The 12190-nt window shown below is 70.0% G+C and carries 11 protein-coding genes and 2 pseudogenes; 7 read left to right on the top strand and 6 right to left on the bottom strand.

What is annotated here, in order from left to right; all coding sequences use genetic code 11:
- Nucleotides 1-50 precede the first annotated feature (50 nt).
- Together ACGFZF_RS06785 and ACGFZF_RS06790 are read left to right on the top strand one after the other, a co-directional pair.
- On the top strand, nucleotides 51-791 hold the full coding sequence (locus ACGFZF_RS06785; RefSeq protein WP_393551518.1) for an N-acetylmuramoyl-L-alanine amidase: 741 nt from the start codon (nucleotides 51-53) through the stop codon (nucleotides 789-791).
- Between the two features lie 295 nt (nucleotides 792-1086).
- A complete protein-coding gene (locus ACGFZF_RS06790; protein ID WP_393551520.1) occupies nucleotides 1087-1590 on the top strand; it encodes a hypothetical protein in 504 nt (167 codons plus the stop codon).
- A 427-nt stretch (nucleotides 1591-2017) separates the two neighbouring features.
- On the opposite strand, the gene ACGFZF_RS06795 is transcribed toward ACGFZF_RS06790, so the two are convergent.
- The 4 genes from ACGFZF_RS06795 to ACGFZF_RS06810 all read right to left on the bottom strand — a co-directional run bounded on the left by ACGFZF_RS06795 (nucleotide 2018) and on the right by ACGFZF_RS06810 (nucleotide 5568).
- Nucleotides 2018-2614 carry an NADPH-dependent F420 reductase gene (locus ACGFZF_RS06795; protein WP_393551522.1) on the bottom strand — a complete coding sequence of 199 codons (597 nt, stop codon included), beginning with the start codon at nucleotides 2612-2614 and terminating at the stop codon, nucleotides 2018-2020.
- A gap of 40 nt (nucleotides 2615-2654) precedes the next feature.
- A complete protein-coding gene (locus tag ACGFZF_RS06800) occupies nucleotides 2655-3473 on the bottom strand; it encodes an inositol monophosphatase family protein (protein ID WP_393551524.1) in 819 nt (272 codons plus the stop codon).
- 228 nt (nucleotides 3474-3701) lie between these two features.
- Nucleotides 3702-4646, bottom strand: coding sequence for an NAD-dependent epimerase/dehydratase family protein (locus ACGFZF_RS06805; protein ID WP_393551525.1), 945 nt, complete (start codon nucleotides 4644-4646; stop codon nucleotides 3702-3704).
- A gap of 34 nt (nucleotides 4647-4680) precedes the next feature.
- Nucleotides 4681-5568 (bottom strand): alpha/beta hydrolase family protein, encoded by an 888-nt coding sequence (locus tag ACGFZF_RS06810; protein WP_393551527.1) that lies wholly within the window; start codon nucleotides 5566-5568, stop codon nucleotides 4681-4683.
- 304 nt (nucleotides 5569-5872) lie between these two features.
- On the opposite strand from ACGFZF_RS06810, the gene ACGFZF_RS06815 reads away from it, so the two are divergent.
- Entirely contained in the window at nucleotides 5873-6478 is a 606-nt protein-coding gene (locus ACGFZF_RS06815; protein ID WP_393551529.1) for a TetR/AcrR family transcriptional regulator, read from the top strand.
- 211 nt (nucleotides 6479-6689) lie between these two features.
- Here the strand turns inward: ACGFZF_RS06815 and ACGFZF_RS06820 are convergent, their stop codons facing one another.
- The gene (locus tag ACGFZF_RS06820) at nucleotides 6690-7601 is read right to left on the bottom strand and encodes a LysR family transcriptional regulator (RefSeq protein WP_393551531.1); all 912 of its coding nucleotides are present in this window, start codon (nucleotides 7599-7601) and stop codon (nucleotides 6690-6692) included.
- Nucleotides 7602-8299: 698 nt separating this feature from the next.
- Here ACGFZF_RS06820 and ACGFZF_RS06825 point away from each other — a divergent pair.
- Both ACGFZF_RS06825 and ACGFZF_RS06830 read left to right on the top strand, forming a co-directional pair.
- A pseudogene (locus tag ACGFZF_RS06825) lies at nucleotides 8300-8599 on the top strand (DUF4394 domain-containing protein); the annotation flags it as partial.
- A 214-nt stretch (nucleotides 8600-8813) separates the two neighbouring features.
- Nucleotides 8814-9452 (top strand): dihydrofolate reductase family protein, encoded by a 639-nt coding sequence (locus ACGFZF_RS06830; RefSeq protein WP_393551533.1) that lies wholly within the window; start codon nucleotides 8814-8816, stop codon nucleotides 9450-9452.
- Between the two features lie 127 nt (nucleotides 9453-9579).
- Here the strand turns inward: ACGFZF_RS06830 and ACGFZF_RS06835 are convergent, their stop codons facing one another.
- Nucleotides 9580-10908 carry a glycosyltransferase gene (locus ACGFZF_RS06835; protein ID WP_393551535.1) on the bottom strand — a complete coding sequence of 443 codons (1329 nt, stop codon included), beginning with the start codon at nucleotides 10906-10908 and terminating at the stop codon, nucleotides 9580-9582.
- A 429-nt stretch (nucleotides 10909-11337) separates the two neighbouring features.
- Here ACGFZF_RS06835 and ACGFZF_RS06840 point away from each other — a divergent pair, with 429 nt between their 5' ends.
- Together ACGFZF_RS06840 and ACGFZF_RS06845 are read left to right on the top strand one after the other, a co-directional pair.
- Entirely contained in the window at nucleotides 11338-11946 is a 609-nt protein-coding gene (locus ACGFZF_RS06840) for a DUF4383 domain-containing protein (protein WP_393551537.1), read from the top strand.
- 86 nt (nucleotides 11947-12032) lie between these two features.
- A pseudogene (locus ACGFZF_RS06845) lies at nucleotides 12033-12170 on the top strand (MerR family DNA-binding transcriptional regulator); the annotation flags it as partial.
- Nucleotides 12171-12190 lie beyond the last annotated feature (20 nt).

Genomic DNA, 12190 nt, shown 5'->3' on the forward strand with positions numbered 1-12190 from the left:
CCGTTGAACGCCGCTGTCGGCTGCGCCTTGGGCCGCGGAGGACGCAGCTGATGGCCACATTCGTCACTCGCGCCCAATGGGGTGCTCGCGCTCCCGAGAGTGTCAGCAGCACCATCACCCCGGGGCAGGGCGGCGTGGTCGTCCACCATGTCGACGGCGTGAAAGTGGCCCGCGCCAATCACGCCGACTGCGCCGGTCAGGTGCGGGGCATCCAGAACCATCACATGGACTCCAACGGCTGGTCGGACATCGCCTACAGCCATCTCGCGTGCGTCCACGGATACCTCTTCCAGGGCCGGGGCGAGAACGTCCGTACCGCTGCTCAGGGCACCACACAGGGCAATGACGACTGGTACGCGGTCTGCGCCCTGACAGGTGGAACGAGCAGCAGCTACGACGTCATCACCGCCGGACTGATCGATGCCATCCGCTACGGGATCAATCGCCTGCGGGTGTCCGGCGGCGCCGCGCAGGCGATCACCGGTCATCGCGACCACCATTCGACCGACTGCCCGGGCAGCCTGTACACGCGGGTACTCACCGGCGAGGTCAACCCTGGTGGCGGCCCGTTGCCCTACCCCGGTGTCGCCTTCCGTCAGCCGCCGACCCTGGTGCACGCGAGCGTGTCGACCTGGCAGTACCGGATGAACAGCGCGCACGGCTACAGGCTCACTGTGGACGGCCAGTACGGACCGGGCTCGGACACGGCCTGCCGCAACTTCCAGTCAAGGAAGGGGCTGACCGTCGACGGTGTCGTCGGGCCGGCCACCTGGAGCGCCACGTTCGCCTGACGGTCCGGCAGGGGAGTGGGCCTGAGAGGTCCGCTCCTGGGCAGGCGTATGCCCCCTCCCGGTCGCGGGTGGGGGCTCAGCTCGTGTCGGGCCCTGACGACTTCGTCTTTCTGGCTGGCGCCGCCCGGAGTGCCCGGAGCTCCCCTGCAAGGCATGCGCAACGCCCTTTCTCAAGGGCTCGTTCCGTAGCCGTCTCGCCGATGCGGACCAGTCCCGGCGCTGTTGCTCCTGGCTCGTCACCCAGCCTTGGCCGGGCAATCAACGGCGTCGGTGATCGGGGCTATGGTTCCCGGTCATGGGGTTCTCGGGGTCTTTCATCGTGGCGCGAGCCGGCCGGCCGCTGACGGAGTTGGCTGCGATACGGGCGTCGAACTGTGTGCCATTGTGGTCGGCGCGCGATGGCGAGTGGCAGATCCTGCAAGCGTGTCCCATCGCGGATCCGGAGCCTTCGATCATCGGCGAGACGCGCGCTCCTGTCCTGGTCTGCCATGTCGTCGACAGCGACTTCGCGACCGTTCAGGCGGCGAGTCCCGATGACCTGTCATGGCAATGTGCTCTGTCGCCGGAGATGGCGCGGGATTACGGCCTCCCTGGTGAGTGGATCGGTCATTCGGTCGAGGTAAGTGAGCGAGCTGCAACCTGGGCTCGAGGGGCTGGCCTTGAGCCGGACCCGGTGGCGCTCAGGGCTGCCCTGGTGGCTGAGTGTGATCCTCTGGCGGAGGACTTGGTCTTCGCGCTCGTTCACGCCTTGGGCTTCCGGTTCCGTGACGCGGTCGACCTGGAACCGCCGGCGGTGTGATTCAGGGCCCGTTCGCAGACTGCGCCCTGCCGACTCACCAACCGAAGTGCTCAGAGTGGACGCACGACCGCCTGCTCGTCTGCCGGCAGGTGTCTCCAAGACCTGATCGTGGTCAGGGACACCACCGCGCCGACGCGGCTTGGTGAGGACTCGTCCGCGATGTCATCCACGCCTTCAACGAGCGGGGGTTCGACGTGCTGGGCCCGAAAGGGAGCCGGGGATGCCCCAAGACGCAACACCTCCTGGGCCTGGTCGATGAAGCCGCCGCCGTCGGGCGCGAGGAGTACCGCCCCCTCACCGATCTGAGCCCGGTAGAGCTGCGGCAGGTCATCGCCGTGCCACCGAGCATCGCCAGGCTGACGGAGCACCACCCCGGCTGGTTGGACGCGGGACATCGCCAGCCCCGGCTGGTGTTGCGCTGGGGACGTCAGCGGGCGATCGAGATCGCGAAGGGTGTGAATCCGCTGGAGCGAATCACGTGCGGGACGAAGAGGATCGCGGCTTCCGTGGCGCGGGCGGTCCTGATCCCGCCGAGGTCGGTGATCCATTCCTCGCGCCAGCCGAGGTCGGTGAGCAGGTCCAGCACGGTCTGCTTGGCCTGCGGGTCCTCGCCGGAGAGGAACGCGGTCGGCGTCTGAGTGAGCGTGGCCGGGGAGGTCATCACCGGGAAGAGCATGGTGTTGAGTGTCTTGACGACATGTGTCTCGGGGAGGGCCTCCTGGAGTTGCTCGGCCAGGCTTGAGCCCGGGTGGATCAGGTCGGCGGGCAGTCCGTCAGGTCCGTCGACGGTGGCGTTGGAGACGTCGACGAGGATCTTGCCGCGCAGTTCCTCGCGCAGTGCGGCGAGCCGTTCCAGGGAACCGGCGCCCGGGGTGGCGTTGATGACGATCCGTGCTGTCCGGGCGGCGTCGGCGGCGGCGCCCGGCGCGCGGTCCGCGACACGCACCTCATGACCTGCCCGCGTGAGGGCTGTGGCCAGGTTGCCGCCGACGCGGCCGTTTCCGAGTACGGCGATCGTGGTCATGTGGGTGTGGTCCTTCCGTGAGTACGGCTTCTGCGCGAGGTCAACGCGAGAGTGTTGCGACGGCTTCGGCGTGGATACCGGGCGCGGTGGCCAGGAAGCTCTCGCTCTGCGGGTTCCAGGGGCGACCCTCGGCGTCGGAGATCCGTCCGCCGGCCTCGGTGACCAGCAGTGCCCCGGGGAGCAGGTCCGCCCGGGCGCCCGCGAACTGCCAGAAGGCGTCGATCCGTCCGGCGGCCACGTTCAACAGGTGCAGGGTCGCGGGCACGGACGTGCGGACGACGAGCGCGTCGAAGAGCATCGCGGTGATCGAGGAGCCGACGCGCCGCACGACCTCTTCGTCTTCGTCGGGCCGGGCTTGGCTCGTGGCCACGATGCCCAGGCCGAGGTCCGCGGTGGGGGAGACGCGCAGCGGCCGGCCGTCGAGACGGGCGCCCGCGCCTGCGAGCGCGGTGTAGGTCTCGCCGGTCAACGGCACGTGGACTGCGGTGAGCACGGGTTGGTTGTCGCGCACGAGCGTGGCCGTCACCGCCCATTCCGGCAGGCCGTGCAGGTGATTGACGTTGCCTTCGGCCGGATCCACGACCCACCATTCGCCAGGAGGCAGCGCTCCACCGTCCAACTCGTCCTCCACCCAGCCGGCTTCCGGGCGCAGGCTTGTGAGACGGGGGCGCAGGACCTCGAGAGCCGCGTCGTCGTTGACGGCAAGCGCCTGCATCAGTTGGTCGCGGGTCCGGTGGCGGACCACGTCGCCGAAGCGCTCGCGCAGCGCAGCACCTGCCGTGCGCACGGCGTCCGCGGTCCGGGCGAGCAGGTCGGTGTCGGAGGCGGCGACCGCGGTGGTCCGAAGCGATGCGGACATGAGGGAACTCCTGTCGCAGAGGGGGATGGTGAGGCCGGTCGGGCCGGAAGCGCAGTCCGTCCTGCGCCGTTGTCTCGACCGTATGCAGCCCATTCGTTAACTTCAAGTGCATGTGAGGAACGTAGAGGATTACTCAAACGCAATTGAAAATCGGCCGCGACGGCTCCGTCTCCGACCCTGTCGTGTGGCGCCCTGGCGCGGTCGGGACCGTGCCAGGGCGGGGCGGGCTCAGCTGTCGTGGCCGGCGCGTAGCCAGGCGATGTAGTCGGCGGCGGCGCGTTCGGTGTCGTACGCGGGCAGGTAGCCGGTGTCTTCGCTGAGCCGGCTGATGTCGAGGGCCATCCGCGGTGCGGTGCCTCCGGTGGGGAGGTCGACTCGGGCGCCGGGGACCGCCTTCCTGACGGCTTGAGCGACCTGGGCGTTGGTGGTGGCGCGGCCGGAGCCGACGTTGTACGTGCGGTGGTTCAGCCTGTCGGCGAGTTGCAGGAGGGTGATCGCTCGGCCGGTGTCCTTGACGTAGGTGAGGTCGAGCCCGTCTTCGGCGTGGGCCGGGTGGACGAGGTGACGGAGGTCCGGGGCGGTGCCGCGGGCGGCGGCGTGGACCAGGGCGGGTGCGGCGAAGAAGGGGTCGCAGTGGCCGAGCGGGCCCCAGGTGCCGGAGATGCGGTAGTTGACGATGTCGAGGCCGGTGGTGTCGGCGAGGAATCCGCCCAGCAGTTCGCCGACCTTCTTGAAGGTCGGGATGGAGACGGACGCGGTCATCGACAGCGGAGCGTCCTCGCGCAGCGGTCCGTCACCGGGGGCGCCGAAGTAGACGCCGATCGTGCTGGCGATGCCGAGACGCCGTACGCCCCACTCCTGTGCGGCCTCGACGACGTTGAGCAGTCCGCCGACGGCCTGCCGGGTCGCTTCGACGGGCGAGTCGGGGACGGGCGGCCAGGGGTGGGAGCCGGCCAGGTGGACGATGCCGGTGATGTCGTGGTGGCGGCCGACGGCGAGGAGGGCCTCGCGGTCGGTGATGTCCGCCTGCTCGACCTTCACGCCGGCCCCGTCGAGCACGGGCGGCAGCTCGCGCGCGTTGCGCCGGACCACGACGCAGTCTTCGCCCGAGTCGAGCAGCGCGCGTACGGTGTGGGATCCGATGAAGCCGAGGCCTCCGGTGACGAGGATCATGGTGTCTCCTTACGCGTATCGGTGTCGTGGGAGGTCACTTGCTCCGCAGGGTTCCCAGTGGCTGGGGGTCCTCTTCCAGGGCGGCGGCTGCCGCCTTCCAGTCGGCGTCGTCGCCGAGGAGAGCGCTGCGCAGGAAGGCCGTGGTGAGCTGCTGGATCAGTGCGACGCGGGCAGGGTTCTCGTCGGTGGTCTCGGCGGCTTGGTGGCCGGGGATGCCGCCGAGTGAGTGCTCCGCCCCGAGCAGTGTGAGCAGGCTCTTGGGGGCGGGGCTGTGGGTGTAGGGGTCGGTGAACCAGTCCGGCCCGCGGGTGGACAGGCGGGACTGGTCCTTGTCTCCGGCGACGACGAGGGCCGGGGTGGTCATGGCGTCGAACGACGGCCTCATGAAGGGGAAGTGCTCGGCGGCGAAGGGGGTCAGGTCATCGCCCAGGCCGGTCAGGGCGAGCAGCACCCCCGCCTTCACGCGGGGGTCGGACATGCTCTCGCCGGGCATCCCGTCGGTGCCGATGACGCGGGCACCCAGCAGCGTGCTGACGGTCTGCGCTCCCCAGGAGTGGCCGGCCACGGCGACGCGGGTGTGGTCGACCCGCCCGGCGAGACCCGGTACGGAGCCCTCCAGGGCGGACAGTCCGTCCAGCACCTGCGTGATGTCCCCGATCCGGTGGCGCCAGATCTGCGGCGTGCGGGGGTCTTCGGCAGGAAGGGAGAGCGTCCGGGAGTCCAGGTGGGTGGGCTGGACGACGACGAAGCCGTGTGCGGCCCAGTGGTCGGTCAGCGGGGCGTAGCCGTCCATCGACCAGCCGAAGCCGTGCGAGAAGACGATCACGGGCAGGTCGCGGCCGGACACGGGGGCGGAGACCCTGACCTGGAGGTCCTCGCCGCGCCCGCCAGGAGCGGGCAGGACCACCGGTTTTACGGACACCACCGCGGTGGGTGCGTGCTGCGGCGTGGCGGAGCTGGGGGAATCGGACACGGAAGTGCCTTTCGACGGGTTTCTCGGGCGTGGGGCCGGTGGGGCCGGTGGGGGCCGAAGGGGCGAGGACTGGCGCTCCTCGCTGTCCGCGCGGCATCTGCGTCGGAGCGACGCTCGCGCGTTCCCGCAGTCCCCGGTGCGGGACGGAGGACGCGACGGCCTGGCCGTCGGCTCCTCGGTCTGGCACCATGAATGAAGCGGAACGTTGTTCCACTTACGATACGGAACACCGTTCCGTTTTGCAAGGCAGGTCATGGAAGGAAGTGCTCAGGTGAACGCGAGCAGCCCGCGCCAGGGAAGTTCGGCCGCGTCCACGCGTAAGGACGCCCGACGCAATCAGCAGACCCTGCTGGACGCCGCGGCCGCGGTGTTCGCCTCCTCGGGCCTGGACGCGCCGGTGCGCGAGATCGCCGCCGAAGCCGGAGTCGGACTCGGCACGCTCTACCGCCACTTCCCCACCCGTGCCGACCTCGTCATCGCCGTCTACCGCCACCAGGTCGACACCTGCGCCGATGCCGGCCCCGACCTGCTGGCGGCCGGTCCGACTCCGTTCGCCGCACTCGAACGCTGGGTGGAGCTGTTCGTCGACTTCCTGGTCACCAAACACGGTCTGGCCGCAGCGATGAAGGCCGACGATGACGGCTTCGAGGCGCTGCACGCCTACTTCCTCGACCGCCTTCTTCCCGTCTGCACCCAACTGCTCGACGCCGCGGCCGCCGCCGGCGAGATCCGCGCCGACCTCGACGCCTACCACCTCATGCGGGGCATCGGGAACCTCTGTATCGGCACAGGCGGCGACTCCCGGTACGACGCACGCCGACTGATCGCAGTACTCCTCGCGGGGCTGCGGCATCCGTGAGTGCCGGACCGCCGCCGCGGCCCGCTGGTGCGAAGACCTCGTCGGTGCGGTCCCCGATCGGGGCAGGCATGCCGGCGGCGGCGGTCAGGTGGATGCGAGGCGGGCGGCTGCAGGGCTCGGCTCGGGCCTCGGTGAAGTCGACTGTGCGGCGCGGACGCGTACGCGCGCTCGGTCGCGGTACGGCCGAGACCGGTCGCGATCGCCGCGATGATCAGGCGGTGCCCGGTGCGAACAGTGCCTGGACGGTTTCGGCGGCGAGGTCGCGGAGCCATGTGTGGGCGCGGTCTTCGTCGTACCGCTGGTGCCACAGCAGGTACAACGAGACGTCGGGCAGCGGTATCGGCAGCGGCAGTGTGACCAGGCCGAGTTGGTCCCGGGCGGCGCGGGTGACCACGTCGGGGAGTGTGACCACCAGGTCGCCGGCGGCGGCGAGTTGCAGCGCGAACGCGGCGGTGGGCCCGGCTGCGACAACACGTCGTTCCAAGCCCCGCGTGGCCAGCGCGTCATCGATCGGGTCGCGCAGGCTTCCCCGCCGCGAAACGGTGAGATGTTCGGCGGCTGCGTAACGCTCGGGGCTCATGGGGCCCTTGGTGAGTGGGTGGCCTTGCCGCACGGCGACGACCATCCGGTCGCTGCCGACGAGGCGGTGTCGTACATCGGGGAGCGTCGGCCGGCTGGAGCTGGATTCGAGGTCGACCTCACCACGGCGCAGTTCGGCGTCGTCGGTGCCTGGTTCGGCGGAGAGGCGCAGCCTGACCCCCGGGGCCTGTCGGCGGACGGCCGCGGTCAGGGCGGTACCGCAAGCCGCGGTGAGGGCATCGTGCCAGCGCACGTGGAACACCCGCTGCAAAGAGGCCAGATCGAGTTCCCGCTGCGCGGACAAGAGGCAGTGGGCCTGCTGCACGAGGGCGTGGACCTCGGCGCGCATGGCCAGCGCGCGGGTGGTGGGAACCATGCTGCGACCGGTACGGACCAGGATCTGGTCGCCCGTGACCTTGCGGATGCGGCCCAGGGAGCGACTCATCGCCGGTGCGGTGACGTGCAGGCGGGCCGCGGCCCCCGCGACGCTTCCCTCTTCCAGCAGCGCGTCCAGAGCCGTGAGCAGGTTCAGATCCAGTTGCATCTCGGTAACTCTAGAGGCAGCAAGGATGCATGCGGCCAGCTGTTCCCGGCTCCAGCAGAGCTGGTCACCCCCATACGCGGCACCCGCATCGCGGCCGGCACACCTGGCGACGTTGCTCCGTCGCGTGGCCGGTCTCGGCGACGGTGGCGCAGAAGCCCGGCCTCGCAAGCTCGACGGTCGTGCGCATGCACCTCCGAGCACCTTGATCGGCAGGTCGTTCGATCGAACGTGGCGATCGACCCTCACTCGAAGGAGTGGCTGTGGCCTGCCGGACCAGTCCGGATCGACGGGAGCCGCGAATGAGGACGTCGACACCGTTCAGTTGGGGATGGCGGGGTCGATGGCGCGCCGTCACCACCGGCCCTTTGGCGGCGCGCAGGTCGTGTCCCTCGCTTCGGAGCGGTGGTGAGGGACGCGACCGGGTCGCGAGGACTTCATCGGTCCACTCCGTGGGGTCCTCGCGACCGCTGCCCGGCCGTACTTCCTCTTCGCTCCGACGGGGCCCGAACCTGGAGCCCGCCCGGTCCGGTCCGGTGGCCCTCGTCGTCGCGGAGCCCGCGGCAGGCGAGGCGACCGTCGTGGGCGGGCGGCATCGTCACCGCTGACGGGGGCGATCGTAGGCGTGGCGATAGGACTAATGTGAGCCATTCGTGTCGATATGCGCACATCCACCCGTCCAGTCCGGGCGTGGGCGTCGAAGCACCACCACGCTCTTCGACATCGACACCACCAACGACCGCGTCTCCCTGCAGTCCCCGGCGAACGCCGGCACCCTCGCCCCCACCGGCGGCCTCGGAGTCAACGCCGGTCCCTCCGCAGGGTTCGACATCTACTACCGCGCCTCCGACGGCTCCAATCAGGGGTTCGCCACCCTCGCCACCGACGGCAAACAGCGCCTCTACCGTGTGAACCCGCTCAACGGCAGCGCCCGCCTCGTCGGCTCCTTCCCGGCCGCGCGCCAGGTCGACGACGTCGCCCTCCCGCTCGACCAGCGCTGACGACGCTCCAACCCGCCGGCGAGCCGATCGGGCTCGCCGGCGGGGGGAGGGGGAGCAGGCGGTGCCGTCCGAGTGGGCGGGTGCCCGTCGACGCCGTGTCGGCGGCGGAGTCGGCGAAACGAGGTGCTCACCCCGTCGGCCGATGAATTCGGCGTCGCTGCCCGGTCTGCATGCTCGAACGCCCGATCACGACCGCGCGGAAGGTACTCCTCACATGAGCAAGGTGGTCCTGCACGTCACCATGTCGCTCGACGGCTTCATGGCAGGTCCCGATGTCAGCGTGGAACATCCCATGGGCCGGGGTGGCATGCGCCTGCACGACTGGATTCTCCACACACCCACCAGCGACGTCGACGCCACGGTGAGCGAGGAGATCTCAGCCTCGACAGGTGCCGTCGTACTGGGCAGAAGGACCTACGACGTGGGAGTCGAGGTCTGGCAGGACACGCCCTTCCCGGTGCCCTGCTTCGTACTGACGCACCACGCGCGAAGCCCGCGCGTCATGAAGAGCGGGGCCTTCACCTTCGTCACCAGTGGCCTGGAGAGTGCGCTTCAGCAGGCGGAAGCGGTGGCGAACGGGAAGGACGTCACACTGATGGGGGCGGACGTCGCCCAGCAGGCGCTCGGCGCGGGACTCCTCGATGAGATCAACCTCCAGCTCGCACCCGTGCTCCTGGGCGAAGGACGTCGACTCTTCGAGCATCTGGGAACGGATCAGCTCGAGCTGGAGCGGACCAGACTTCTGTCGTCACCGCTCGTCACGCATCTGCGTTTCCGGGTCCTCCGCTCCCCGAGCTCGTCGGACGGGGCTGCCTTCGACCGTGGTCCTGACACCGGCAGCCGACAGAGCTGAGGGCAGGAGAGGTCGGCCGCCGGCAACCCAGGTGCGGACGCTGCCCCTCCCCGGTTGGCAGACCGGCATCACTCACACGTTCACCGCACTTCGCCGCTGAGGACACCGCCGGCGCAGCGGCCCGGAATCAGTGCCCCATGGTCTCGACCAGGTGGCGGGCAGTCCAATCCGGACCGAGGGACCTCGCCGTGCCCATCCATCGGGCCAGGCCCGCGGGGCGATGCGACAAGAGCCTTCCGATCGCTCGCCCGGCATCTTCGTCCGCCATGCGGGTCGGGTCCAGGCACAGGCCCACCTGCGCCCGCTCAAGGTCATGGGCGATGGAGAACTGGTCGCTGGAGAAGGGGAGTACCACCGCGGGGACACCCGCGGCGAGACACTCGGTGAACGAGTTGTTGCCGCCGTGGTGCACCATCGCGTCGACGTGGCCCAGGAGCCAGCGCTGGGGGACCGTCTCGGCGATGTGCACCGCCGAGTCGGCCAGACCGGCCATCGCGCTGACGCGGTCGCCGGCCGCCACGATCACGGCGGCATCCGGTCGATGCGCCCGGATGCCGCGCACCAGTGCGGCCAGCACGTCGTCGCGAGCGGACAGGAAGGTGCCGAGAGCGACCAGCACCAGGTGCCGGTACTGCGTCCGCAGCCGCCTGACCAGACCTTCCCAGACACGGCCCGGGCTGTCGGGCGTCAGGGGGACGCAGTGGCCGCCGTAGAGGTACCGGCGACCGGGCGTCCTCCGCCGGGGGAGCCAGGGGAAGGGCGGGTAGTTGAAGACCACCGCGTGTCGCGAGGCGAGCGCGAAGGCCCGTCCGGGGCCCGAGAGGTCCGGAGCGTGCCGGAGGGCCGTCCGCGCGAAGCTGTCGGTGAACGCCTGGTCGTTGGCTCGTGCGGCCTCTTCGAGGCGTGCCAGGTCCTCGGGCGCCGGCCTGATGACGCTGGGCCAGTTCTGGGGTACCCCGAAGAGGTTCTCCGGCCGGTGGGGCAGGTAGCTGGGGTGGCCCGGGCAGAAGGTGGCGAACCGCAGCCCCAGGCAGTGCAGGGCCAGTGTCACGGGGTAACTGAGCTGGTCCACGACGTACCAGTCCGGGGCCAGGCGCTTCTGGACGGCGCGCACCTCCGCCAGGACGGTCTCGGGATCCGCCAGCATGTCCTCACCGCGGTGCCGGGCCTGGGTCAGGAGAGCGGGAACGGCGCCCTGCCGGGTCGACTCGAGGAACTCCTCGAGCCGTGCGGCCTCCCGTTCTCCCTGCTCGGTGCGGCGTGCGATCCCGGTATTGGCGTTGCGGGTCACCGTGAGGGGAACGAAGCCCACCCCCGCCTGCGAGGCCAGTGGCGAGAACGGCTCCGCGCAGGCCAGATGCGCCTCCGCCCCCGCGCGGGCGAGTGCCCCCGCCAGCACCGACAGGGGCTGGGCGTGGGAGCTGAAGGGGGGACTGATCACCACGACACGCGGCATCTGCGGACTCCGTCGACAGTGGGGCCGCCTCTGACCGGCCCAGTGGCTTGGCCTTCGCGCGGAGAGAGGCGAGCGGATGCGGCCCCTGCCGGATACGCGACCGCTTTGTCCCGCTGCATCCCAGGACGGGGCTGCGCTGGATGATCACATGTGGGAGGCGATGGCCCGTCGTGCTCAGGCCGTGGTCCGCCACCAGTACTCCGCTGCCGCCGTGGCGGCAGCCCAGGCCGATCACTGTCGCGCACAGGCCGGAGCAGGTCGGCACACAACGACGTCGTGAGCTGCATCCGCTGTCACAGGAGCAAGGGAAAAGCGGATGAAAGCGGCTATCCGGAGGTCGCTCCGCCAGGGAGCCGCCACCGTCGTCCCGACCACGAGGAAGCAGGGGCGTTGTCGCCACGCCTCCTGCGTCCAGCGAGGAGAAGGTCAGTGAAACTCAAGGACGAACTTCCCATCGATCATCATCTCGCCATGGTCTACCGCTTGGGAGCCGCGGTGTGCGGGCTGATCCTCCTGGCCTTCGGCTCGCTGGGCTTCGCGAACGCTCTCAGCCCCTTCGACACCTCGGGGGACCGCATCGCGGGGATGACGACGAACACGACGCTGAGCATCATCTCCGTCCTGGTGGGGCTCGCCCTCCTGGGGGGAGCCGTGGTCGGCGGCAACGTCGCGTCCACCCTGAACATGATCGTGGGCACCCTGTTCGTCCTCAGCGGGTTCTACCACCTGTTCGTGCTGGACCGACCCGCCAACTTCCTGGACTTCGGACTGACGAACGTCATGTTCAGCTTCGTCATGGGGCTCTTGATCGTCACTTTCGGCATGTACGGGCGAGTCTCCAGCAAACTCCCGCACGACAACCCCTACTGGCGGCAGCGTCATCCACGGGAGGCTGCTCAGGAGTCCCTGGCACGCCGCCGGGCCATCACACGAGAACCTTCCCCCCTCGCCCAGGCGCCGGCGCACCGCCATCGGGAACCGCCCGCGCGGGATGCCCAGCGCACCCTGGACGCACAGTCCGGTGAGATCCAGTCGTGACAGTCGTGACAGTCGTGACAGTCGTACACGAAGGGGCGTAGGCCATGGCTCGCCATGAGTCGTCCGACGAACCGGCGGAGCCGGGCATGGCAACCGGGACCGTGGCACGCCGACTCGGCGTCACCCCCACCACCTTGCGTTCGTGGGATCAGAGATACGGGATCAGGCCCGCGGCCCGGCAGCACGGCAAGCATCGACGCTGGAGTCCTCGCGACATCGCGATGCTCGAGGACATGCGCAGGAT

The organism is Streptomyces sp. NPDC048338, from assembly GCF_043201055.1.
Classification (GTDB): Bacteria; Actinomycetota; Actinomycetes; order Streptomycetales; family Streptomycetaceae; genus Streptomyces.